General features: G+C 66.3%; 13 protein-coding genes. 11 read left to right on the top strand and 2 right to left on the bottom strand.

The window, feature by feature from the left end; all coding sequences use genetic code 11:
- Positions 1-49: 49 nt before the first annotated feature.
- Positions 50-676, bottom strand: coding sequence for a hypothetical protein (locus tag L2I41_RS04255; protein ID WP_237152267.1), 627 nt, complete (start codon positions 674-676; stop codon positions 50-52).
- Between the two features lie 449 nt (positions 677-1,125).
- Between L2I41_RS04255 and L2I41_RS04250 the strand changes: the two genes are divergently transcribed.
- From L2I41_RS04250 to L2I41_RS04200, 11 genes are all read left to right on the top strand, one after another.
- Positions 1,126-2,295 (top strand): transporter substrate-binding protein, encoded by a 1,170-nt coding sequence (locus L2I41_RS04250; RefSeq protein WP_237152266.1) that lies wholly within the window; start codon positions 1,126-1,128, stop codon positions 2,293-2,295.
- Positions 2,295-2,921: an ANTAR domain-containing response regulator gene (locus L2I41_RS04245; protein ID WP_237152265.1), complete on the top strand. Its 627-nt coding sequence runs from the start codon at positions 2,295-2,297 to the stop codon at positions 2,919-2,921. Before L2I41_RS04250 ends, L2I41_RS04245 begins: the two co-directional genes overlap by 1 nt.
- Before the next feature lie 4 nt (positions 2,922-2,925).
- On the top strand, positions 2,926-3,867 hold the full coding sequence (locus L2I41_RS04240; RefSeq protein WP_237152264.1) for an acetamidase/formamidase family protein: 942 nt from the start codon (positions 2,926-2,928) through the stop codon (positions 3,865-3,867).
- A gap of 12 nt (positions 3,868-3,879) precedes the next feature.
- Positions 3,880-4,776, top strand: a complete 897-nt coding sequence (locus L2I41_RS04235; protein ID WP_237152263.1) for a proline iminopeptidase-family hydrolase — start codon at positions 3,880-3,882, stop codon at positions 4,774-4,776.
- A gap of 46 nt (positions 4,777-4,822) precedes the next feature.
- The gene (locus L2I41_RS04230) at positions 4,823-6,526 is read left to right on the top strand and encodes an ABC transporter substrate-binding protein (RefSeq protein ID WP_237152262.1); all 1,704 of its coding nucleotides are present in this window, start codon (positions 4,823-4,825) and stop codon (positions 6,524-6,526) included.
- A 101-nt stretch (positions 6,527-6,627) separates the two neighbouring features.
- On the top strand, positions 6,628-7,665 hold the full coding sequence (locus tag L2I41_RS04225) for an ABC transporter permease (RefSeq protein ID WP_237152261.1): 1,038 nt from the start codon (positions 6,628-6,630) through the stop codon (positions 7,663-7,665).
- A gap of 6 nt (positions 7,666-7,671) precedes the next feature.
- Positions 7,672-8,643 carry an ABC transporter permease gene (locus tag L2I41_RS04220; RefSeq protein WP_237152260.1) on the top strand — a complete coding sequence of 324 codons (972 nt, stop codon included), beginning with the start codon at positions 7,672-7,674 and terminating at the stop codon, positions 8,641-8,643.
- A gap of 3 nt (positions 8,644-8,646) precedes the next feature.
- Entirely contained in the window at positions 8,647-9,675 is a 1,029-nt protein-coding gene (locus L2I41_RS04215) for an ABC transporter ATP-binding protein (protein WP_237152259.1), read from the top strand.
- A complete protein-coding gene (locus L2I41_RS04210; RefSeq protein ID WP_237152258.1) occupies positions 9,672-10,652 on the top strand; it encodes an ABC transporter ATP-binding protein in 981 nt (326 codons plus the stop codon). Before L2I41_RS04215 ends, L2I41_RS04210 begins: the two co-directional genes overlap by 4 nt.
- Positions 10,653-11,259: 607 nt before the next feature.
- Positions 11,260-21,468: a beta strand repeat-containing protein gene (locus tag L2I41_RS04205; RefSeq protein WP_237152257.1), complete on the top strand. Its 10,209-nt coding sequence runs from the start codon at positions 11,260-11,262 to the stop codon at positions 21,466-21,468.
- Positions 21,469-21,616: 148 nt separating this feature from the next.
- Positions 21,617-23,629, top strand: a complete 2,013-nt coding sequence (locus L2I41_RS04200) for an O-linked N-acetylglucosamine transferase, SPINDLY family protein (protein ID WP_237152256.1) — start codon at positions 21,617-21,619, stop codon at positions 23,627-23,629.
- Between the two features lie 166 nt (positions 23,630-23,795).
- Here L2I41_RS04200 and L2I41_RS04195 read toward each other — a convergent pair whose 3' ends face one another.
- Entirely contained in the window at positions 23,796-24,281 is a 486-nt protein-coding gene (locus L2I41_RS04195; protein ID WP_237152255.1) for a MerR family transcriptional regulator, read from the bottom strand.
- Between the last annotated feature and the right edge of the window lie 31 nt (positions 24,282-24,312).

The following is a 24,312-nucleotide window of genomic DNA, read 5'->3' as shown; positions in this document are numbered from 1 at the left end:
GGCCGGACCTTTCCAGGGTCCGGCCGAAGTGCATTTCAGAGCGGGTGCGTCACGGCTGCGGCGTCACCTGATATTCGATCAGGACAAAGCGCTTCTCGATCGCCTTGACGGTGGCCGTGAAGCCGGCAACCTTGGCGACATCCTCGCCCGCCTTGGCCCAATCCGCCGGCTTGGCATGCGGATCGATGACGGCACCGGAGCCGGCCGAAAAGATGTCGCCCGAGGCGGTGAACAGACCGCCGCCCAGTTCCTCCATTCCGCTGACTTGCGAAAAGACGTAAGCCTCGCCGTCGGCAATGACCACCGGATAGCTGGCCTTGCGCCCGGTCACGATCTTCTGGTCGAAGTAGCGCAGCGTGACCTTGTCGACGAGCGCGGCGGCGGCGATCCCGGTTTCGCCGGACTCAGTCAGCTTCAACTCCTTGCGGGCGTTGATCAATATATGGTCGAGCGCAAAGGCCAGCATGGCGTCGTCGCTCAGCTGCCCCGCCGTGAAGCTGTTGAGATCCGCTTCCGAGAAATTGCTGAAAAAGGTGTCGAGCTGCTTCTTGAGCGCCGGAGCGGGTGTCGCGGCGTGCGCGAGGGACGCGGCTAGGAGTCCCAGGGTCGCCGCCAGCAGGAGCATAGTCGCGCGCACTGCGCCTTTGGCCAAATCACCAAGCCTGAAGCCGAGCATGTTGTTTCCTCCGGTGGGTCGCTTGACGGCGGTGCCCAGGCGCACGAACGCGGAAGGCCCCTGACGCGACGATTTACGGTGGACTCTCCCCAGTCGACCGGCCCCCGTACACCTAGCGCAAGGCTTGCGCTCGCAACATGTCCAAACCGCCTTGTGCGCCTCTCCTAGGTATTGGACACGAGGCCTTCGACAGCGGGCCAAACCTGGCGGTAGGCGCCAGGCTGATCGACCCCGACAATCTGCTCTTGCAATCATCGCGAGTCTTGCCACCTTTGTGTGAAAATACAAGGCATGCCTAAAAAATTCGCATACACGACTTGACGGCCTTGGCGGGGAGGCTTTAGGTTCGCCGGGACATAGGCACTTGAGGCCAAAAGCAATCGAGCTTCGTTGCCGCCCCGGAGGCGGTGCGGGGCTTTTTTTTCGCCTGAATTCCGCGGATTGGACGTATGGGACAGCGCAGGGACATACCGATCGGCATCATCTATTCGCAGGCCGGTGCCTACGAAGCGATCGGCCGTACGGCGCTGGCCGGCGCGCGGATGGCGATCGATGAAATCAATGCCGACGACAGCCTTGCCTTTCGCTTCGTGCCGCATGTGCGCGACCCGGAAGGACAGCTCGACCTCTATGCCCGCGCGGCGCAGGAGCTGGTGCGCGGCGAAGGCTGCAGCCATCTGATCGGCACCATCACCTCTTCGAGCCGCAAGGAGGTTCTACCGGTGGTGGAGCGGGCCGGCGCGCTGCTCTGGTATGCCTTCCCCTATGAGGGCTACGAAACGTCCGACAACGTGCTCTATCTCGGCGCCACCGCCAACCAGCATATAGTGCCGATGTTCGACTATGTGCTGCCGCGCTTCGGCTTGCAGCCCTATCTCATCGGTTCCAACTACATCTGGGGCTGGGAGATCAATCGGATCGCCCGCGAGATCGTGGCGGCAGCCGGCAGCGAGCCGGTAGGCGAGAGCTATCTGCCGCTCGGCGACACGGACGTGGACCACCTGATTGCGGCGGTCGAGGAACGGCGGCCGGACTTCGTGCTGTCCAACCTGATCGGCCCGTCGAGCTATGCCTTCATCCGCGCCTATGCCGAGCTCGGCCGTCGCAATCCGGACTTTGCCCCGGACGTGAGGCCGATCGTCAGCTGCAATCTCACCGAAGCGGACATCGACGCCATCGGGCCGGACGCAGCCGGAGTGCTGTCGACGGCCGTGTATTTCAACGGCGTTGAGGAAGGCACCACGGACAGCTTCCAGGCGGAAACCAGTCAATATTGCCGCCGTCCGTCGCAATGCTTCGTCGGCCCCTATACGGCGGTGCATATTCTCGCTCGCGCCATTGCGCTGGCGGATGGCGCGGCTGAGCCGGACGAAGTGCGACGGCTTGCCACGCAGACGGTATTCAAGAGTCTGTACGGCCCGATTTGCATCGATCCCAAGACCGGGCATAGTCACTTGCGACCCTATTTCGGCCGTGTCGGCGCCGATGGCGGCATTACCGTGCTGCATCGCGCCGAAACGCCGATCGCACCCGATCCCTATCTGGTGCGGCACGCTTCCGAGCGCGCCGCCGGGCCGGCAAAACCGGCGCAACCCTTTCACTTGAAGGTGGTCCGCTGATGGTCAACGCGCTCGCCAACCGCCCTCCCCTGCAACTCGCCAGCTGGCGCGCCGTGGTGCTGCATCCGCCGCATGCGGTGGCCGACGCCGTCGTCGCCCAGCTCGAACGCCTCGGCCTCACGGTGACGTGCCGCTGGCCGGATCTGCAGGCCGATGACGCCGGTGCGGACGTGGTGATCTACGATGCCGACATGGGCCATGACGGTCAGTTCCCTTGGGGACCGGGCGAAGCGCCGATGCCGCTGATCGCACTGATCGGCTCGGAAGCGCCGGGCCGCATCGGCTGGGCGCTGGCGCAGGGTGCCGATGCCCATCTTCTGAAGCCGATCCATTCGTCGGGCGTCTACAGTGCGCTTCTGATCGCCTCGCATGCCTTCGAGGCCAAGCGCCGGGCCGCGATCGAGATCCTGACCCTGAAGGATCGGCTCACCAAGCGCTCGGTGGTGGTGCGGGCGACGCTCATCCTGATGCAGGCCGAGGGGCTCGACGAGACGCTGGCCACCAAGCGCCTGCGCACGCTGGCCATGGAGAGCCGGCGAACCATCGAGGATATGGCCGAGGAGATCGTTCTCCGGCGCGGACTGCCACGCAGCGCAATCGGGCGCCCGGGCCGATCGGGAGTGTAAGGCGATGTGCCGTGACTGCAGCTACACCATTCACCGTTCGAACCATCATTTCGGCTGGAACAACGCCTTTGCGCCGGTCAAGACCATCACCCCGGGCGAGCGCCTGACCTTCGAGTGCCAGGATAGCTCGGGTGGGCAGATGACGCCGACGTCGGTGGTCGCCGACATCGGGGCCATGGACTTCGGCAAGATCAATCCGGTGACCGGTCCTGTCTACATCGACGGAGCCGAGCCCGGCGACGCCCTGGTGGTGCATATCGAAGAGTTTGATCCCTGCGGCTTCGGCTGGACGGCCAACATCCCCGGCTTCGGCCTGCTCGCCGACCAGTTCACCGAACCGGCGCTCAAGCTCTGGTCCTATGACAAGTCGCTGGCGCCGGCCGCCTGGTCGCCGCATGGCAAGGTACCGCTCAAGCCTTTCGCCGGCACGATCGGCGTGGCGCCGGCTGCGCCGGGATTGCACTCGGTGGTGCCGCCGCGCCGCGTCGGCGGCAATCTCGACATTCGCGATCTGGCTGCGGGCACCACGCTCTATCTGCCGGTGGAAGTGGCCGGCGCGCTGTTCTCGGTGGGCGATACCCACGCCGCGCAGGGCGACGGCGAGGTGTGCGGCACGGCGATCGAGAGCCGCATGGACGTGACGCTGTCCTTCGATCTCATCAAGGGCGCCAATCTGCGCACGCCGCGCTTCTCGACGCCCGGACCGGTGACGCGCCATCTCGACGTCGCCGGCTATGAGGTGACCACCGGCATCGGCAGTGATCTGTTCGAAGCCGCCCGACACGCGGTGGCCGACATGGTCGAGCTGCTGGCCAAGCGTACCGGCATGGCTGCCGTCGACGCCTACATGCTGTGTTCGGTGGCCGGCGACCTCAGAATCTCCGAAATCGTCGACCAGCCCAACTGGGTGGTGTCCTTCTATTTCCCCAACATCGTCTTCAACTGACAGGAGACCATCGTGACGACAGTCGAGGGCTTTGCCCCGTTTGGTGACTACAAGACCTGGTATCGCATCACCGGCGACCTCAAGAGCGGCAAGCCGCCGCTGTTCGTGCTGCACGGCGGCCCCGGCTGCACCCATGACTATGTGGACAGCTACAAGCTGGTGGCCGAGAGTGGCCGTGCCGTCATCCATTACGACCAGATCGGCAACGGCAAGTCGACGCATCTGCCGGAAAAGGGCGGCGACTTCTGGGTGCCGGACTTTTTCGTCGCCGAACTCAACAACCTGATCGACCATCTCGGCGTGCGCTCGGCCTATCACGTGCTCGGCCAGTCCTGGGGCGGCATGCTCGGGGCAGAGTTTGCCGTGCGCAAGCCGGCCGGCCTCAAGGGGCTGATCATCGCCAACTCGCCGGCGGAGATGAAGACCTGGATCTCGGAAGCCTATCGCCTCAGGAGCGAGCTGCCGCAGAGCGTGCAGGACGCCCTCCTCAAGCATGAGAAGGCCGGGACCACCGACAGCGCCGAATATCGCGCCGCCGAGACGGTGTTCAACGAGACCCATGTCTGCCGCGTCGTGCCGATGCCGCCGGAAGTCAAGCGCACCTTCGACGCCATTGCCGCCGACCCGACCGTCTATCACACCATGAACGGGCCGAACGAGTTCTACGTCATCGGCACCATGAAGGACTGGACGATCGTCGATCGCCTGCCCGCCATCGAGGTGCCGACGCTGCTGATCTCCGGCTATTTCGACGAGGCGACGCCCGCCACCGTCCAGCCCTACATGGAAAAGATCCGCGACGTGCGCTGGGTGAAGTTCCCCAACTCCAGCCATATGCCGCATGTGGAAGAGAAGGAGGCCTGCATCAAGGTCACCGTCGACTTCCTCGATGCGACCGACGCCGCCTGACCCTGCCCTTTACCGACGTCTCAATCATAACCAGAGGGAGTAATCCATGACGTGCCTTCCCACAGGATCCGCCCTGCGCCGTGGCCTTGCGGCCGCTGCCGGGCTGCTGCTTGCCTCGACCGCGCTGATGCACGGCGCCTCGGCTGCCGAGGACCGGGCCGCGCTGATGGCCGCCCATCGTGGCGGGACCATGCGTCTCGTCGCCAATGCGGCGGCGGGCACCATCGACCCGATGGTGAACTATACCTCGCAGTTCTGGCAGCTCTATCAGTCGACCTATGACGGCCTGCTGGCCTTCAAGCATGTGAACGGCACCGACGCCTTCACCATCGTGCCGGATCTGGCCGAGGAAGTGCCGGCCCCGTCGGCGGACGGCAAGAGCTACACCTTCAAGATCCGCAAGGGCATCAAGTTCTCGAACGGCCAGGACCTGACCGTCAAGGACGTGGTCGCCTCCTTCCAGCGCATCTTCAAGGTGGCGAGCCCGACTGCCGGCACCTTCTACAACGGCATCGTCGGCGCCGACGCCTGCCTCAAGACCCCTGCCGACTGCACGCTGAAGGACGGCGTTGTGGCTGACGAAGCGGCGGGTACGGTGACCATCAACCTCGTGGCGCCCGACTCCGAGTTCTTCTTCAAGCTGGCCGTGCCGCATGCCTCGATCCTGCCCGCCGACGCTCCGGCCAAGGACGTGGGCACGGCGCCGATCCCCGGCACCGGGTCCTACATGTTCGCATCCTATGATCCGAACACGCAGCTGAAGCTGGTCCGCAATCCGCATTTCAAGGAATGGAACGTCGACGCCCAGCCGGAAGGCTATGTGGACGAAGTGGACTATGACTTCGGCCTGACCGAGGAAGCCGGCATCACCGCCATCCAGAATGGCCAGGCCGACTGGCTGTTCGATCCGCCGCCGGCCGACCGTCTGCCGGAGCTCGGTTCGAAGTTCCAGAACCAGGTGCACATCAACAACCTGATGGCCTTCTGGTATGCGCCGCTCAACACCAACCTGGCACCATTCAACGACGAGCGCGTGCGTCAGGCCCTCAACTATGCCGTCGATCGCGACGCGCTGGCCGGCCTGTTCGGCGGCTCGGTGCTGGCCGATCCGACCTGCCAGATCCTGCCGCCCGGCTTCCCTGGATACAAGCCGAGCTGCGTCTACACCCAGGATCCGGGCGAGGCCTGGAGCGCGCCGGACATGGACAAGGCCAAGGAACTGGTCGCCGCCTCCGGCACCGCCGGCCAGAAGGTGACGATCATCACCGAGGACACTGCCGTGTCCAAGGCCATCGGCACCTATCTGCAGAGCGTGCTGAACGATCTGGGATATGACACCTCGGTGAAGCCGATTTCGGCCAACATCCAGTTCACCTACATCCAGAACACCAAGAACAACGTCCAGATCTCCATCAGCCAGTGGTTCCAGGACTATCCGGCTGCTTCGGACTTCCTGAACATCCTGCTCAGCTGCGCCTCGTTCACGCCGGGCTCCGATGCCTCGATCAACATCTCCGGCTATTGCAACAAGGATCTCGACGCCAAGATGAAGAGTGCCCTGGCGCTGGCCGTGACCGATCAGGCCGCCGCCAACGAGGAATGGTCCAAGATCGACGCCGCCTTCATGGAAAAGGCGCCGCTCGTGCCGCTGTTCAACCCCAAGCGCGTCGACTTCGTCTCGGGCCGTCTCGGCGGTTACACCTTCTCGAGCGTGTTCCAGTGGCTGTTCGCCAATGCCTGGGTGAAGTGATCTCGCTCTGAGAGACTGACCTGAAATCCCTGGGACGGGACCGCATGCTGCGGCCCCGTCCGCCTCTCCCGGTGTGGCCTCTCCACCTGAGCCCTATTTGAATGACAGACGCAACTTCGCCTTCCGAGACCCCAGCCGCCGCCGGCACCGCGACGGGGCGCCCCCAAAGCCCGTTTCGCAGGGCCATGGTCAAGCTCTGGTATGACCGCGCCGCCATGATCGCAGCCTCCGTATTGGTGGCCATCGTGATCACCTGCCTCCTGGCCCCCGTCTATGCCAAGTATGTTTCCGGCACCGATCCCTTCCGCTCCAGCCTGTCGGCCAAGATCATGATCGACGGCAAGCGCGTGCCGGTGATGGCCCCGTCCACCGAGGGCCTCGGCCTCGGCGTGACGCCGATCGGTCCCACCTTCGGCGCGAAATACATGCTCGGTGCCGACACGCAGGGGCGCGATGTCGCCGCCCGCCTGCTCTACGGCGGCCGCAACTCGCTGTTGATCGCCGGTGCCGCCACGCTGGTCTGCCTGTTCTTTGCGACGCTGATCGGCGTCACCTCCGGCTTCTTCGGCGGGGCGACCGACGTGGTTCTGTCGCGCTTTCTCGACGTGCTCTGGGCCTTCCCGGTCTATCTGCTCGCCATTTCGCTCTCGATCATCCTGATCGCGCAGGGGCTCACCATCGGGCCGTTCACCATTGAATCGGGCAGCCTGCTGCTGCCGATCGGCATCATCGGCGTCATCTACGTGCCTTACGTGGCGCGTCCGGTGCGCGGTCAGGTGATCGCGCTCAAGCGGTCGGAATTCGTACTGGCCTCGATCGGCCTCGGCATACCGCGCTGGCGCATCCTGTTCTTCGACATCCTGCCCAACGTGACCACCACGCTGATCGTCTTCGTGCCGCTGATGATGGCGCTGAACATCGTCACGGAATCGGCCCTGAGCTTCCTGTCCATCGGCGTCCAGCCGCCGGACGCCAGCTGGGGCACCATCATCCAGGAAGGTCAGGGGCTGCTCTACAATCGCCCCATGGTGTCGGTGGCGCCCGGCATTGCCATCGTCATCACCGTGCTGGCGCTCAACATTCTGGGCGACGGCGTGCGGGACGCCTTCGACCCGCGTTCCAAACTGCGTCCGAGGTAAGCCATCATGATCACCGCCCTTATCCGGCGCCTTGCCGAAATGGTCTTCGTGATGGTCGGCATCTCCGTCATGGTGTTCCTGATCTTCTTTGCCACCCCCGGATCGGACCCCGCCGCGCGCATCGCCGGCCGCAATGCGACCCAGGAAGCCGTGGCGCAGGTGCGCGTCGACTTCGGCTTCGATCGGCCGCTGCCGGTGCAATATGTGCTGATGATGAAGCGCCTGTTCGTCGACCGCGACCTCAAGTCCTTCGTCAACCGCGGCCAGAATGTCATTCCGCAGGTGCTGGAGGCGACGCCGATCACGCTGTCTCTCGTCTTCGGCGCGGCCGTCCTGTGGGTGATCGGCGGCCTCGCCGTCGGCGTCATCGCGGCGGCAACGCAAGGCAGCCTGATCGACCGAACGCTGATGGTGCTGGCGCTGATCGGCGTGTCCATGCCGGTGTTCTGGTTCGGCGAGGTGATGAACCTGCTGTCGCAGGCGCGCTTCCACGACACCTGGCTGTTCTCCTGGGTACCGGCGCTTGGCTACAAGCCGCTGTCGGAAGACCCCTGGGGCTGGTTCAAGACGCTGGTGATCCCCTGGTTCTCGCTGGCGGTGCTCTACATCGGCATCTACGGCCGCGTGCTGCGCGCCAATCTTGTCGAAGCCTATCAGGAGGACTTCATCCGCACGGCCCGTGCCAAGGGCCTCAGCCCGGCCCGCGTGATGCTGCGACACGCGCTGCGCACGTCGCTGATCCCGTTCATCACCATGTTCGGCCTCGACTTCGGCGTACTGGTGGGCGGTTCGGCGCTGCTGACCGAGGTGGTGTTCGGTCTCAACGGCATTGGCCGGCTCACTTATATCGCGCTGCAGAACCTCGACCTGCCGATGATTCTCGCCACCGTGATCTACGCGTCCTTCTTCGTGGTGCTGGCCAATGCGGTGGTGGACTTCATCTACATCTTCGTTGATCCGCGCATGCGTGAGGCCTGATCCATGACCGACCCCATCCGCCCTGCCCTGCTCGACGTCGACCACCTCAAGGTATCCTTCGCCACCGACCGGGGCCGTGTGACCGCCATCAACGATGTGTCCTTCCGCATCGACGACGGCGAGTTCGTCGCCATCGTCGGCGAGTCCGGCTCGGGCAAGACCGTGTCGCTCTTGTCGATCCTCGGCCTCACCGACCGGCGCACCACCTTCGTCGAAGGAACGGCCGCGTTCCGCGGGCGCCCCATCCTCGGGCTGCCCGATCGCGAGCTGCGTCGCATCCGCGGCAAGCAGATCGCCTTCATCCCGCAGGATCCGCTGACGGCGCTGACGCCGGTGCACACCATCGGCTGGCAGATCGTCGAGCAGATCCGCACCCACGAGACCGTCTCCAAGGAGGCGGCGAAGAAGCGGGCGATCGAACTGCTCGACGAAGTGGGCCTGCCCAACCCCGCCGCAGCCTTCGGGCGCTATCCGCACCAGCTCTCCGGCGGCATGCGCCAGCGGGCGGTGATCGCCATGGCGCTGTCCTGCAACCCCGCCCTGCTGGTGGCCGACGAGCCGACGACGGCACTGGACGTGACCGTGCAGGCGCAGGTGCTGGATCTGCTCAAGCGGCTACGGCGCGACCATGGTTCGGCGATCATCCTGATCACCCATGACATGGGCGTGGTGGCCGAAGTGGCCGACCGGGTGATGGTGATGTATGCGGGCCGGGTCATCGAACGCGGGACGGCGCGCGAGATCTTTGCCGCGCCCGAGCATCCCTATACCTGGGGCCTGATGGCCTCGATCCCGCCGGTGGAGGGGCCGCGACCGCATCGTCTGCCCTCGATCCCCGGCACGCCGCCGACGCCGGCCAACATCCCGCCCGGCTGTGCCTTCGCCCCGCGCTGTGCCCATCGCTTTGCGCCCTGTGCCGGCCTGCCGCCGGCGCTGTCGGCCAGCGGGCATGACGCCTTCTGCTTCCTTGATGACAACGCCCGCGCTGCCGGCCGGGCCGCTCTTTTCGCTGCGCCGGAGACCGCCGCATGACCCCTTCCAAGGCGACACCGCTCCTCGAAGCGCGCGAGCTTTCCAAGCGCTACATGGTCGGCAAGACCTTCATGCCCGGCTCCGGCCGGGCCGTGCACGCGGTCGACAAGGTTTCACTGTCGGTGTGGGCCGGCGAGACCGTTGGCCTGGTGGGTGAATCGGGTTCGGGCAAGTCGACGCTCGGCCGCTGCCTCACCCGCCTCTATGACATCTCCGGCGGCCAGCTGCTCTATGAGGGCGAGGACATTTCGGAGGCGACCGCGCGCGAGCTGCTGCCGATCCGGCGCAAGATGCAGATGATCTTCCAGGATCCCTCTGCTTCGCTCAATCCGCGCCGTCGGGTGCGCGACATGCTGGCCGAGCCGCTGGCCGTGCACAAGATCCGGCCGCGCAACGAGATCGGTGACCGTCTGGCCGAACTCATGGGCCTCGTCGGCCTGCCGGTGGAATATCTCGACCGCTATCCGCACGAGTTCTCCGGCGGCCAGCGCCAGCGTATCGGCATCGCCCGGGCGCTGGCCATGGAGCCGCAGCTGATCGTCGCCGACGAACCGGTGTCGGCGCTGGACGTGTCGGTGCAGGCGCAGGTGGTCAACCTGTTCGCCGACCTGCGCGAGCGGCTGAACCTCACCTATGTGTTCATCGCCCATGACCTCGGCGTCGTCCGGCAGGTGTCGACCCGCGTGGTGGTGATGTATCTCGGCACCATCGTCGAGATGGGCGAAACGGAGAGCCTGTTCGCCGCCCCGGCCCATCCCTATACCCGGGCACTGCTGTCGGCCATCCCGCGCCTGTCGGCCTCCGGCGAGCGCATCGTGCTGGAGGGCGACCTGCCGAGCCCGCTCGATCCGCCCAAGGGCTGCGTCTTCTCGACCCGCTGCCCGCTCGCCACCGATCTCTGCCGCAACGAGCGGCCCAAGCTGACCGCCGGAGCCAACGGTCGGTCGGTCGCCTGTCACACGCCGCTTGCGAGCTAGCACTACAGTTGCTGATTTGTCAGGCGTGGCGAAAGGGGTGATTTTCGAGCATCGGAGCGAAGCGTACATTTGAGTACGTGAGCACCGAAGCGCAGAAAATTGCCTCTTGCAGACCGGCATCACAAATATTGCAACTGTAGTGCTAGGCGGGCCTGCGCCGGAAAGCCTTCGCCGATCCGTTTCACAAGGCCTGATCGGCGGCGGCCAGAGGCGACCAACATGTCGCGACAGAAGCGCGAAAGGCACGCGAAACCAGATTATCCACCGTTGCGTCCGCAAGTCGGCGCAGCCTCACGGACGAGCGACCTGCCGTCGGTGGAGCTGCGCGCTCATTGCCGCAATTCCCGGTCGCCACGGGGCCGGAAATGTTCCGGCATTGCGGCCTTTTCAAATGCATTCCACCGAAAATAATTCTTCTTCAGATTGCGGAAAAGCCTGCCGCGCACCCGGCAATTTTTGCCGGGTACACCGGCGTGCCTTGTGGCGAATCAGTGTAGACTATATTGATTCTGCAAGGTTTTACTGATTGGCACGCGGCTCGCTGTTGGTATCGATCTTGCGACTGGACGCGTGACCTTCAGATCTCGAGCTCCATGTGGGGACGGCGGTGACTTCAGTTTCGGCCTCGACGTCGATTTACCGGACCTATTCGACGACGCAAATCGCCGCGCTGACGACGACCGAAATCGCGTCCATGAGCTATGCCGACATTTCGGCGCTGCAGGCGACGCAGCTGCAGGCCATGTCGCCCGAACAGGTCGCCGCTTTCACCAGTACGCAGCTGAATTTCAGCGCGGCGCAGATGGCCGTGTTCAACGCGGCCCAGATCACCGCCTTCGACCCGTCCGAGATCGCCGCGCTCAGCACCACGCAGATCCGCTCCCTGACGGCGACCGAGCTGCAGGCGCTGACCGAAAGCCAGTTCGCGGCGATCACCCCGACGCAGCTCGGCGCGATGACCACCGTGCAGGTGCGCAGCCTGACCACGACGCAGATCGCGTCGCTGTCGGCGACGCAACTGGCGGGCCTCTCCAGCTCGCAGACGGCGGCGCTGACCACAACGCAGATCGCGGCCCTGACGACGGGCGAGGTGGCCAATCTCTCCACCACGCAGATCAAGTCGCTGCCGCGCACGTCCCTCACCATGCTCGTCGAAACGCAGGTGGATGCGCTCGACGCCACGCAGATCGGTTCGCTGACGTCGGCGCAACTCGGCTGGTTGACCACGACGCAGATCGGCTTCCTGTCCGCCGATGACATTCAGGCGCTGAAGTCGACGCAGCTGGCGGGCCTCTCGACAACGCAGATCGACGCCCTGGGGTCGACGGCGCTGACCTCCCTGAGCGCGTCGCAGTTGCCCGGCCTGCCGCAGGCGGTAATCGCCTGGCTCGACACGACGACCTTCCGCGGGCTCGATGCCACGCAGATCGGGGCGCTGACCACCACGCAGATCCGCGTTCTGAAGACGACGCAGGTGCAGGCGCTGAGCGAACAGCAGATCGGCGCCCTCAAGGCGACCCAGATTGCGGCCCTCAGCACCACGGTAGCTTCGGCGCTGTCGACCGATCAGGTGGAAGCGCTGTCGACGACACAGATCGGAGCGCTCAGCACCTCGTCCATCGCGGCCCTGGTGGGCACACAGGTTGCCGTTCTGGGCGAAACGCAGATTGCCGCCCTGTCGGTGACGCAGGCCGCCGCTCTCACCCGCAAGGCGCTGTCGGCGCTGGACGAGACCCAGATCCAGTCGCTGGCACTCACCCAGATTGCGGCGCTGACGTCGACGGCGCTCGGCGGGCTGTCCGATACGCAGGTCGCCGCCCTGACGGACGACCAGCTCGCGACGCTGACGCGGACCCAGATCGTCGGCCTGACGACCTCGAGCCTCGACGGTTTGTCGACCTCGGACATCGCTGCGATGACCACCACGCAGCTGATGGGTCTATCGGCAACCGATATCGGCAGTCTCGAGATCACCCAGTTCAACGCGCTCGATCCGATGCAGATTGCTGCACTCACGTCGGCGCAGGTGAAGGGCTTGACCGACGAGCAACTGCAGTCGCTCAGCGGCAGCCGCCTGAACGCGCTTTCCAGAACGGCCATCTCCGGTCTGACGACAACACAGGTTTCGCTGCTGACCACCGCGCAGGTCGCCGCCCTGTCGCTCGATCAGATCGCCGGGTTCGCCGTCTCCGAGATAGCGGCGCTGACCGACGGGCAGATGGCCGCGCTGCGCACCGACCAGGTTGCGGCCCTGACCAGCACGCAAGTCGGCGGCCTCACCAAGTCCGAAGTCGCGGCGCTGTCCACCTCGCAGCTTCAGGTCCTGTCGGTCACACAGATCGCGTCGTTGAGTGCCTATGCGATCTCCGGATTGACCACGACGCTGGCGGCGGCGCTGTCGAGCGATCAGATGCAGGCAATGGCCACGACCCAGGTCCGGGCACTCAACGCCGATTCCATCGCCGCGCTGTCCACCACGGCACTTGCCGCGCTCTCGGCGACGCAGTTCAAGAGCCTGACACCCGCCAACCTCGGCTCGCTCGATGCCACCCAGTTTGCGTCCCTGACGACGACCCAGCTGTCGATCCTGACGGCCTCCCAGGTCAGCGGTCTCAGCCAGGAAGAGCTGAGCTTGTTGACGGGCACACGGCTCGACGCGCTGACGTCCACGGCGATCGCGGGATTGACGTCGACGCAGATCCGCCAGCTCGACCTCGACCAGATCACCGCGCTCTCGACGACGCAGATGCAGGGCTTGTCGGTCGTCGCACTCAACACCCTGTCGACGACCCAGCTGGCAGTGCTGGCCGATACCCAGCTGCAGGCCTTGCGGACGGCGCAGATTGCCGGACTGAGCGGCACCGAGCTCACGCGCTTTTCCACCGAACAGCTCGACGCCTTGTCGCGCGCGCAGCTGGCCGCCATCGATCCGGGCGCCTTTGCCAGCCTGACCACGACGCAGATCCTGTCGCTCGACACGACGCAGATCTCGGCCCTGACCGACGGGCAGGTGGCCTCGCTCAGCGACACGCAGCTGGTGGTGCTGACCTCGACCCAGCTGGCGCGGATGGATGTCACGCAGATCCGGGCGCTGACATCCACGTCCATCAGCCAGCTCGCCAACAGCCAGATCGATGCGCTCAGCACGACGCAGTTCAATGCGCTGACCGGGACCCAGATCAACGGTCTCGTGGACACGCAGCTGGCGGGGATGACGACGACCCGGCTGCAGATGCTGACCTCGGGCCAGATCGGCGCCCTGACGATCGGCCAGATCAAGCAGCTGACGACGGACCAGATCGCGGCGCTGACGGTCATCCAGACGCGCGGCCTCAGGTCGGCCCAGATCAACGCGCTGGACGCCGAGCATGTGGGCGCCCTCTCGACGACGCAGCTCGCGGCCCTGTCGAGCACGCAGATCAAGGGACTCGGCGACGACAATGTCGCAAACCTCACGGCGGCGCAGATTGCTGCGCTGGCGACCAGCCAGATTGCCACCCTCGCCGGTTCGGCCGTGGCGGGGCTCAATGCCACGCAGATCGATGCGTTGAGCAACTCGCAACTGAGCGCCATGACCGGGGCGGCCGTCAACTCGCTGACCACGACGGCGATTGCCGCGCTCACGTCGGATGATCTGGCGCAGTTCACCACGACGCAGTTCCGCGCACTGTCGACAACGGCCCTGGCGGCCCTCACCACCACCCAGCTCACCGCCCTTGGCACGACGCAGATCGCCGGTCTGTCGGCAGCGCAGGTGGCTGCGCTCAGCACCACCCAGCTGGCGGCGCTGACCTCGGACCAGTTCCACGCGCTGACGTCGACCGAGTTCTCCGCGCTGACCACCACGCAGGTCGCCTCGCTGACCACCGGCCAGATCGACGCCATCAGCGAAACGCAGATGCGCGGTCTGACGACGACGGCCTTGAGTGCCTTCAACGAGACCCAGCTGGCCGAACTCAGCACGACGCAGATCGCCGCGTTGTCAGGGGCCCAGATCAAGGGACTTGGTACGGACTTCCTTGCGGGACTGGAGGCGACACAGTTTGCGGTGCTGAACGCAACCCAGCTCGCCGCTCTCTCCAGTGCGGCAATTTCCGCGCTGGCGGCAACGCAGATGGGCGCGCTCACCACCACCCAGATTGGTGCGTTGAGTGCGACAGCGATCAGCGCCCTGCCGGCGGACGTGATCAAGGCACTGACCGTTACCGCGCTCGGCGCGCTGTCGACAACCCAAGTGAAGGCGCTGGCGACGACGGCCTTCCGGGCGCTCACCACGACACAGTTCGCCTCCCTGTCGACCACGCAGATCGCCGCGCTGACCAACACGCAGGTGGCAAACCTGACCGATGAGGAACTGTCGACGCTGACGGGCACGCGCCTTGTGGCGCTGAGCTCGACACAGCTCGGCAGCCTGACCACCACGCAGATGGGACTTCTCAGCGCGACACAGCTGGCCGGCCTCAGCACGACGCAGATCCGCGGGCTCAAGCCGGCGGAAGTCGGTGCCCTGTCGACGGCGCAGATGGCCGTGCTCAGCACGACGCAGATCGCCGCGTTGAGCCGCTCCCAGGTGTCCGGCCTGAACGACAGCCAGATGACCAATCTGACGCCCGAGCAGCTCGGCACGCTGAATGCGACGCAGCTGTCCGGCCTGTCGTCGACGGCTGCGTCCGGCTTCACGGCCAGCCAGATAGCCGCGCTGTCCTCGACGCAGTTGGCGGCGCTCACGGCGCTTGCGATCAATGCGATCCCGGCCGGCGTGGTGCAGGCGCTGTCGGGCAGCATCATCGCCAGCCTCTCGACGGCGCAGATCAAGGGACTGTCGGTCACGGCCGTCGGCGCCTTGACCACGACACAGGTCACGGCGCTGACGTCGACGCAGATCGGCGCGCTGGAGCCGACGCAGATTGCCGCGCTCACCAATGATCAGATCGACACGCTGGGCGCCGACCAGTTCGCGTCTCTGACCTCGACGCAGGTGGGGGCGCTCCAGGCGACGCAGATCAACGCCCTCGACGCCACCGAGCTCGGGCAGCTGTCGACCACCCAGATGAAGGGCTGGACCGCCACGGAAGTGGCCAACCTGTCGACCACGCAGCTCTCGGCCCTGTCGGACAGCCAGCTTGGGGCTCTGTCGGTCTGGGCCATGGCGGGGCTGACGCAGACGCAGCTTGCCGCCTTCACCGACGCACAGTTCGGCGCCCTGTCGACCTCTCAGATCAGCGCCCTGACCTCGACTGCGCTCGCCGGCATCGGCAGCACGGGCATAGCGGCCTTGAGCACGCGCCAGATTGCGGCGCTGAACTCGACGCAGGTGGCTGGCCTCTCCGACACACAGATGCCGCTCTTGTCGACGACGCAGCTCACCGCCCTGACTCGAACGGCCATTGCGGGCATGACCGCAACCCAGCTGGCGGCGCTGACCGCGACGCAGCTTTCGGTGCTGTCGTCGACACAGATCTCCGCGTTGGCGGCCAGCACCATCGCCGGTCTGACGCCCGTGCAGATCAATGCCCTGGCGGCGACGCAGCTTGCGGCGCTGACCGCGGCTGAACTCGGGGCCATGAGCACGACGCAAGTGGCCGCCTTTGCCACGAGCCAGATTGCCTCGCTGACCACCACGCAGGTGCGCGGCCTTACCGCAACGGAGATCGGCGCGCTCACCACCAGTCAGGTCGCCCACCTGACGACGCAGCAACTGTCGGCGCTGACGATCACCCAGATCGGCGGCCTGACCGACGACCAGCTGTCGGCGTTGAACACGTCGCAGATGAATGCGCTGTCTGCGGCGCAGGTGCGCTCGCTCACCACCACGACACTGGCCGGCATCGAGCGGACCGACATTCCGGCTCTCACCACCACGCTGATTGCGACGCTGACCTCGACGCAGCTTTCCAGCCTCACCGAGACGCAGATTGCCGCCTTCACCACCACCCAGCTGCAAGCGCTGACCACCACGACGATTGCCGGTCTGGCCGCAACGCAGGCGGCGGCGCTGACCGTCACCGGGCTCAGGGCCTTGAGCACGACGCAGATGGGCGCCCTGACGTCATCGGCACTGTCGGCACTGACGGTCACCGAGATGGCCGCCCTGACGACGACCCAGCTCGGAGCGCTCAGCACCACGGCGCTCGGCGGGCTTGCCGATACGCAGATCGCGGCGCTGACCACGACGCAACTCGGCAGCCTGGCGACAACGCAGTTTGCGGCCCTCTCCGCCAATGCCGTCAGCGGGCTCACGGCAACCGAACTGGCGGCGCTGTCGGTGACGCAGATCGCCAGCCTGACCGCCACCCAGGCCGGCGCGCTGACGGCGACGCAGGCGGGCCTTCTGCGGACAACGCAAATGCAGGCGCTGTCGGCCACCGCCATTTCCGGCCTGTCGGCCACGGCGCTCGGCGCGCTGACCGTCACTCAGGTGGACACGCTGACCACCACGCAGGTGGCCGCCCTGTCGCCGGGTGCGATCTCCGGCCTGACGCGCACCCAGATCGCCAGCATGGCGCAAACCCAGCTGTCGGCGCTGTCGACGACCCAGATCAGTGCCTTTACCGGCACGCAGATCGCCAGTCTCGACGCCGACCAGATCGCCGGCATGGATACGACGCAGATCCGTGCGCTGATCGGTGCGGCCATCGCCGGCATGAGCGAGACGGCCGTCGCGGCGCTGTCGACGACGCAAGTAGCCAATCTTACGGCGACACAGGTGGCCGCCTTTGCCAGCTCGCAGATCAAGGCGCTGACCACCACCCAACTCGGGGCGTTGACCACCACCGCCGTCGCCGGCCTCGATGCGTCGCAGCTCGGGGCTCTGACGCCGACGCAAGTGACGGCGTTGTCGACCTCGCAAATCGCGGCGCTGGACGCCAGCGAAGTGGCGGGCCTGTCGACGGCGACGCTGAAGGCGCTGACCGCCACGCAGATTGCCGCGTTGACCGCCACCGAACTCGGGGGCCTCTCGACCACCCAGGCGGCGGCACTGACAACGACGCAGGTGGCCGCCTTCGGCACGTCGCAGATCAAGGGATTGACCTCCGACGCCCTGGGCGCGCTGACCGCGACGCAGCTTGCCGGCCTTTCGTCCAACCAGATTGCGGCACTGACCACGACGCAGCTGACCGGTTTGGGCTCGCTGCAGGTGGCCGCTCTTGCGGCAACGCAGATCGCGGCGCTGACCAAGCCGCAGGTGGCGGCGCTGACCAACAGCGCGCTCGACGGGCTCGCGGCAACCCAGATGGCCGCGCTGACGGCGACACAGGCCTCGGCGCTGACGCCCAGCCAGCTGGCCGATTTCAGTTCGACGCAGATTGCCGCCCTCAGCATCGCCCAGGTGGGCGTGCTGAACTCGACCCAGGTCGGCGCGCTGACCAGCACGCAGCTGGCGGCGTTGACCACCACGCAGCTCGCAGCGCTGATGACCACGCAGGTGGCGGCGCTGAGTTCGACGGCGATCGCCGGGCTGACCGCGACCGAGGTCGCCGCGCTGGCGCCGACGCAGCTGGCTTCGCTGACGGCCCTCCAGTTTGCCGGGATGACCTCGGCCCAGGTGCGGGCCTTCTCCACGACGCAGCTCGCCAGCCTGACAACGACGCAACTGTCGGCGCTGACCGACGTCGGCCTCGACGGCCTGACGGTGACCGGCGTCGCGGCCCTGTCCACCACCCAGATCGGATCGCTGACGGCGACGCAGCTGTCCTCGCTGGATGAGACGCAGATTTCCGCCTTTGCCGCCGCGCAGATCGCCACGCTGTCGACGGCGCAGATTGCCGGCCTCACCAATACGCAGCTGACCGCCATCAACGCGACGCAGTTTGCCGCGCTGACGACGACCCAGCTTGGGGCGCTGACCGGCACGGCCTTCTCCGGCCTGACCACCAGCCAGATCGCCAGCCTCAGCAACACCCAGATCGCGGCGCTGACCACTTCGGAACTGGCCGCGCTCAAGGCCACGCAAGTGACGACGCTGAGCGCGTCCCAGCTCGCCGCCTTCACCTCCACGCAGTTGCGGGCGCTGACGCCGACCGCCATCGGCCAGATGACCACGACGCAGATGTCCAGTCTTTCGGCCGACAGTCTTGCGTCGCTGACCACCACGCAAATGACCGGCCTTGCAGACACGCAGACCGCCAACCTGACACCGACCCAGCTTGCCAGCCTTGCCGCCACACAAATGGCAGCGTTGACGACGGCGGCGCTGGATGGCCTGACGACAACGCAGGTGGCGGGCCTTGCCACGACGCAGCTCAACGCCCTCACCGCTGCGCAACTGGCTTCGCTCGCCTCGACCCAGGCGGCGGCGTTGACCGGCACCCAGATCCGCGCGCTGAACACCACGGCCATCGCCGGCCTCGGCACGACGCAGGTCAGCGCGCTGTCGGCCGGCCAGATCGCCAACCTGTCGGCCAACCAGATTGCCGCGCTGACGGTGACCGCCGTGCGCGGTCTCGCGGCGACACAGCTGGCTTCGCTGAGCAGCACCCAGTTCAATGCTTTGACGGCTACGGAAATCGGTAGCCTCACCTCGACGCAGCTCGCCGGACTGACGACAACGCTGATCGCCAGCCTGACGGCCACCCAGATATCCGGCCTCGGCTCGACCGGCCTTGCGGCACTGACATCGAGCCAGCTGGCGGCGCTGTCCACCACCCAGATGTCGGCGCTTCCAACGGCAAGCCTCGCAGGCCTCTCGGCGGCGCAGGCGGGTGGGCTGACCACGACGCAGCTGACGACGCTGTCAACGACCCAGATTGCAGCGCTCTCCACCACGGGCGTCTCGGGCCTGTCAGCCGCGCAGATCGATGCCTTGTCCAGCCGCCAGTTCACGGCGCTGACCGCCGGGCAGATCGGCGCGCTGACATCGACCCAGCTGGCCAGCCTTGACAGCACGCAGATCGGGCTTCTGACCACCACGGCCGTTGCCGGCCTGACCTCGAGCCAGGTGGCACAGCTTGCCGCCACGCAGATCGATGCGCTAGCGACCACACAGATTGCCGCGCTGTCCACCAACGCCGTGACCGGTCTGTCGGCCACCGAGATCAACGCGCTGGACGGCACGCAGGTGAGCGCACTGACGGCAACACAGATCGGCGCCTTGACCACCACGCAGGTCGCGGGCCTCGCCCCCGAGACGATCGCAGCGCTGACGACGACGCAGATGCACGGTCTCGGAGCCACCGCCATCGGCGCGTTGACCGTGGGCCAGATCGGGGCGCTGTCGACCAAGCAGGTTTCGACCCTCACCACGGGCGAACTTGCCGGTCTCAACGCCACCCAGCTCGCGGCCTTTGCCGATACCCAGCTGGCGACGCTTTCCACCACCCAGCTTGCCGCCCTGTCGACCGCCGCCGTGCGGGGTCTGACGCCGGCGAATTTCGCCGCGCTGTCGACGCAGCAGCTGACGAGCTTCACGACCACGCAGATCGGCGCCTTGACCACCACGCAGGTGGCAGGTCTCACCACGGGCCAGCTTGCGACGCTGACAACCACCGAGATCAGCGGTCTTGCCGGCACTGGTGTCGCCACCTTGTCCTCGACGCAACTCGGCGCGCTGACGACCACGCAGATCTCCGCCTTGTCGGCCACCGGCATTGACGGCTTGACCGCCACGCAGCTCGCCTATCTGTCGACAACCCAGCTTGCCGCGCTCGGCCCGGCGCAAGTTGCCGCCCTGTCCAGCGCGGCCATTTCGGGTTTGACCCAGACCGAGCTGGCCTCGCTGTCCACGACCCAGTTCAAGAGCCTGTCGGTGACGCAGGTGGCCGCCTTCACCACCAGCCAGATCGCCGCCCTGACCACCACACAGGTGGGCATGCTGACGGCGACGGAGATGAGCGGCCTCACCTCCTCGCAGGTGGCGGCGTTGCGGTCGACCCAGCTGGCCAGCCTGTCGACCACGCAGATCGCGGCGCTCTCCACCTCCGGCCTGGCCGGACTGACGGCGACGCAGGTGCCGCTCCTCACCACGACGCAGATTGCCGCGTTGACGCGCACCGAGATGGGAGCGCTCACCTCCACCGCTGTGGCGTCGCTGACGCCCGACCAGTTCTCGGCGTTGACGTCCACGCAATTTGCGAGCCTGTCGGCGACCGGCGTCATGGGGCTGACGGCGACGCAGGTTGCGGCGCTGACCACGACGCAGATCGACCTGCTCACCGCCACCGAGCTTTCCGGCCTCACGCCGGCGCAAGTGGGGGCGATGTCGGTGACGCAGCTGGCGCGGCTCAGCGCCGGCGACATTGCCGCGCTGTCGCCCACCGCCCTCACCGGTCTGTCCACGACGCAGATCGATGCGCTGACCCTGACGCAGATCGCCGGCCTCACCTCGACGCAGATCGGCTCCCTGACCACGACGGTGCTCGGCGCGATGGATGCCGATGATATCGCCGCCATGACCGTGGAGCAACTGGTGGGTCTGGTGCGCGTGCAGTTGCGCTCGCTGTCGGCCACCCAGATGGACGCGCTGACCACGACGCAGATCGCCGGCATGAGCGGCACGCAGATCGGATCGCTGACCGTCACGCAGATCAACGAGCTCGAGCAGACGCAGATGCAGGCGATCTCCGCCGAGCAGTTTGCCTCGGTCACCGCAACCCAGCTCGACAGCCTGACCACGACCGAAGCGCGTTATCTCACCGGCGAGCAGATCGCCGCCATCAACACCACCACCATGGCGCTTCTCGGCACAGGCTTCCTGTCGGCGCTGTCGATCGACCAGCTGGATGCGCTGAACGGCACGCAGCTGGACCAGATCACGGTAACGCAGATCGCCGCCCTCGATCCCGACCGGCAGGCCGCCCTCCTCAAGGCTCTCGCCTGACGGGGCCGACTGCAGACGGTGACCGGAAAACATCCGGAAAGGTGGAAGCAACGGTTTCGGTGGGCGATGCGCACCGGGTCTGCCTGCGGGGCTTGAAGGCGGCGGCGGTTGTCTGTTCTCTCGGTGGGCAGCAACAAGGATGATTCCCATGGCCAGCGACGGCGCTTTCTCACCGAACTCCCCTGCCGGCGAGCAGAAGATCGGGGTGCTCGACCTGATCCGCGCCGCCGACAAGCTCAAGCTGGTGGGCGAGCCCAAGGCAGCCGAGACGCTCTACGCCGGCTGGATCCAGTCCAATCCGAACGACCCGCTGCTCTATGCCGTGCTGTTCAATTATGCGGTGATGCTGACCGACGCCGGTGCCTTTGACGCCGCCCGTCAGGCCTTCGAGCGGTCGATCGAGCTCAAGGACGACTTCATGCCGTCCTATATCAACCTTGGCCGGGTGTTCGAGCGCATGGGGGCTGCCGGTCAGGGCATCCTGCGCTGGTCGGCGGGAACCGAGAAGCTCGCGCAGGTCAACGGAACGGCCATCGGCTTCAAGACAACGCTGCTCAATCAGATCGGTCGCACGCTGGAGAGTGTGTCGCAGGATGTGGCCGCCGAGGACGCGCTGCGGCAGAGCCTCGACATCGATCCGACCCAGCGCGAGGTGGCCCAGCATTTCCTCGCCTTGCGCCAGCGCCAGTGCGAATGGCCCGTGGTGGTGCCGACCGAACGGATCAGCCGGGCGGCGCTGATGAAGGGCCTGTCGCCGCTCTCCATGGCGGCTTATACCGACGACCCCATGCTGCAGCTCGCCGCGTCCTGGTTCTACAACAAGCAGGACGTGGGCTTGCCGCCCACCATCGCCACCGCTTGGCCCAAGGCCTTCGCGCACACGGGCAAGCTCCGTGTGGGCTACCTGTCGTCCGACTTGCGCGAGCACGCAGTGGGTCATCTGATGGCCGAGGTGCTGGGGCTGCATGATCGCGAGGCCGTCGAGGTCTTCGCCTATTACTGCGGCATCCCCTCCGACGACCCGATGAACCGCGCCTTCAAGGCACAGACCGATCACTGGATCGACGTCTCCGGCCTGGACGACGCCACCGCCGCGCAACGGATGATCGACGACGGCATCCAGATCCTGGTCGACGTCAACGGCTATACGCGCGAGGGTCGCACCAAGCTGATCGCCCGCCGCCCGGCGCCGGTGATCGTCAACTGGCTGGGCTATCCCGGCACGGTGGCGAGCCCCTATCACCACTATATCGTGGCGGACGAGTGGATCATTCCGCCCGACCACGAGATCCATTATTCCGAGCAGGTGCTGCGCCTGCCCTGCTACCAGCCGACCAACCGGCAGCGCATCGTGGCGCCGGAGACGCCGTCGCGGGCGGAGGTGGGTCTGCCGGACGATGCTTTCGTCTTCTGCTGCTTCAACGGCTCGCACAAGATCACCCGCTTCACCTTCGAACGCTGGATGCGCATCCTCAATGGCGTGCCCGGTTCGGTGCTGTGGCTGCTCTCCTCGGGCGAGGCGAGCGACACGCGCCTGCGCGAGCACGCGGTGCGCCTAGGCCTTGACGGCGGACGGATCGTCTTCGCGCCGAAGAAGCCGAACCCGCAGCATCTCGCCCGCTATGTGCTGGCCGACCTGTTCCTCGACACCACGCCCTATGGCGCGCACACCACCTGTTCGGACGCGCTGTGGATGGGCGTGCCTGTCCTGACGCTCAGCGGCCGGTCCTTCGCATCGCGCGTCTGCGGCAGCCTCGTCCGCTCGGCCGGCCTGCCGGAGATGGTGACCGAGGACGCCGAGGTCTTCGTCGCCCGCGCCATTGCACTGGCGCAGGCGCCGGACGAACTCAGCGCCTTGCGCGACCGCCTCAAGGCCGGGCGCGACGCTTGCGTGCTGTTCGACACGCCGCTGCTGGTCCGCAGCCTCGAAGACCTCTATGGCCAGATGTGGCAAGCCGCCCTCGACGGTGCCCTGCCCCAGCCCGACCTCAGGAACCTCGACGACTATCTCGAGGTTGGCCTCGAGTTTGACCACGAGGCGCGCGAAGTGCAGTTGATCGCCGACTATGAGGGATGGTGGCGGAGCGCTCTGGCGGAGCGGCATGCGAAGCGGGCCATCCCGTTTGACGGCAGGCTGTGGCGGGAGAGCTTCGGTACTTGAGCGCGGATGCCCGCCCTGCCCCCGGTCACCAGCGCGTCCTTCCATGCGCATGATCGACCTCAGGCGTCCTGTTCGAACCGGCGGAAGCCGTCGCGGCTCGCATTCTGGAAACGGATGGATTGGCGGCCTCTTCGGGAGATCGAGCCGGGGCCGCTGGAAGCGCGCGTCAAGCGCGCCGTCTACGGCTACCTGAACCTGCCCTGACCTTGACCTGAGGCAGCTCGGCAATTGCCGTCAGGCACAGACCGTCCTCGGCGAAGCCGGGTTCATCACCGGACTTGCCGCGGGCCATCCAGTCGCGCTTGGTGTGGAGATAGCCGAGCAGGCGCGCAAGATCGGCCGCCTTCTCCTCAAGCTTGCCGATTTGCTGGTCGATGATCTCGATCTCGCGGGCCGCCGTCAGACCGTCGCGCGCAAGCTCGCTCGCGATCGCGGCGATCTCCCTGAGCGACATGCCGAGCGACTGCGCAAAGCGGATCATGAGGGCTGTGGAGACGTCGCGTTCGCTGAAGACCTGATATGGATTGCGGCCACCGCGGGCGTCCGTAGCGGGGGCCAGCAGACCCTTGCGAACATAGAAACGCACGGTGTCCTGACTGAGACCGGCACGGCGCGCAAACTCGCCAATCAACATCTCTGCCCCCTTGACCATGGACCATGGTCCAGACTTATAGAACAGGCAC

Origin of the sequence: Oryzibacter oryziterrae (genome assembly GCF_021864535.1) — a bacterium.
Taxonomy (GTDB): domain Bacteria; phylum Pseudomonadota; class Alphaproteobacteria; order Rhizobiales; family Pleomorphomonadaceae; genus Pleomorphomonas; species Pleomorphomonas oryziterrae.
The sequence above is the reverse complement of the archived record's forward strand: the minus strand, read 5'-3'. Positions and strand labels throughout refer to the sequence as shown.

Excerpts from the sequence above, each read along its gene's own strand:
- L2I41_RS04255 (WP_237152267.1), bottom strand. The coding sequence starts at position 676 with ATGCTCGGCTTCAGGCTTGGTGATTTGGCCAAAGGCGCAGTGCGCGCG.
- L2I41_RS04250 (WP_237152266.1), top strand. The coding sequence starts at position 1,126 with ATGGGACAGCGCAGGGACATACCGATCGGCATCATCTATTCGCAGGCC.
- L2I41_RS04245 (WP_237152265.1), top strand. The coding sequence starts at position 2,295 with ATGGTCAACGCGCTCGCCAACCGCCCTCCCCTGCAACTCGCCAGCTGG.
- L2I41_RS04240 (WP_237152264.1), top strand. The coding sequence starts at position 2,926 with ATGTGCCGTGACTGCAGCTACACCATTCACCGTTCGAACCATCATTTC.
- L2I41_RS04230 (WP_237152262.1), top strand. The coding sequence starts at position 4,823 with ATGACGTGCCTTCCCACAGGATCCGCCCTGCGCCGTGGCCTTGCGGCC.
- L2I41_RS04225 (WP_237152261.1), top strand. The coding sequence starts at position 6,628 with ATGACAGACGCAACTTCGCCTTCCGAGACCCCAGCCGCCGCCGGCACC.
- L2I41_RS04220 (WP_237152260.1), top strand. The coding sequence starts at position 7,672 with ATGATCACCGCCCTTATCCGGCGCCTTGCCGAAATGGTCTTCGTGATG.
- L2I41_RS04215 (WP_237152259.1), top strand. The coding sequence starts at position 8,647 with ATGACCGACCCCATCCGCCCTGCCCTGCTCGACGTCGACCACCTCAAG.
- L2I41_RS04210 (WP_237152258.1), top strand. The coding sequence starts at position 9,672 with ATGACCCCTTCCAAGGCGACACCGCTCCTCGAAGCGCGCGAGCTTTCC.
- L2I41_RS04200 (WP_237152256.1), top strand. The coding sequence starts at position 21,617 with ATGGCCAGCGACGGCGCTTTCTCACCGAACTCCCCTGCCGGCGAGCAG.
- L2I41_RS04195 (WP_237152255.1), bottom strand. The coding sequence starts at position 24,281 with ATGGTCAAGGGGGCAGAGATGTTGATTGGCGAGTTTGCGCGCCGTGCC.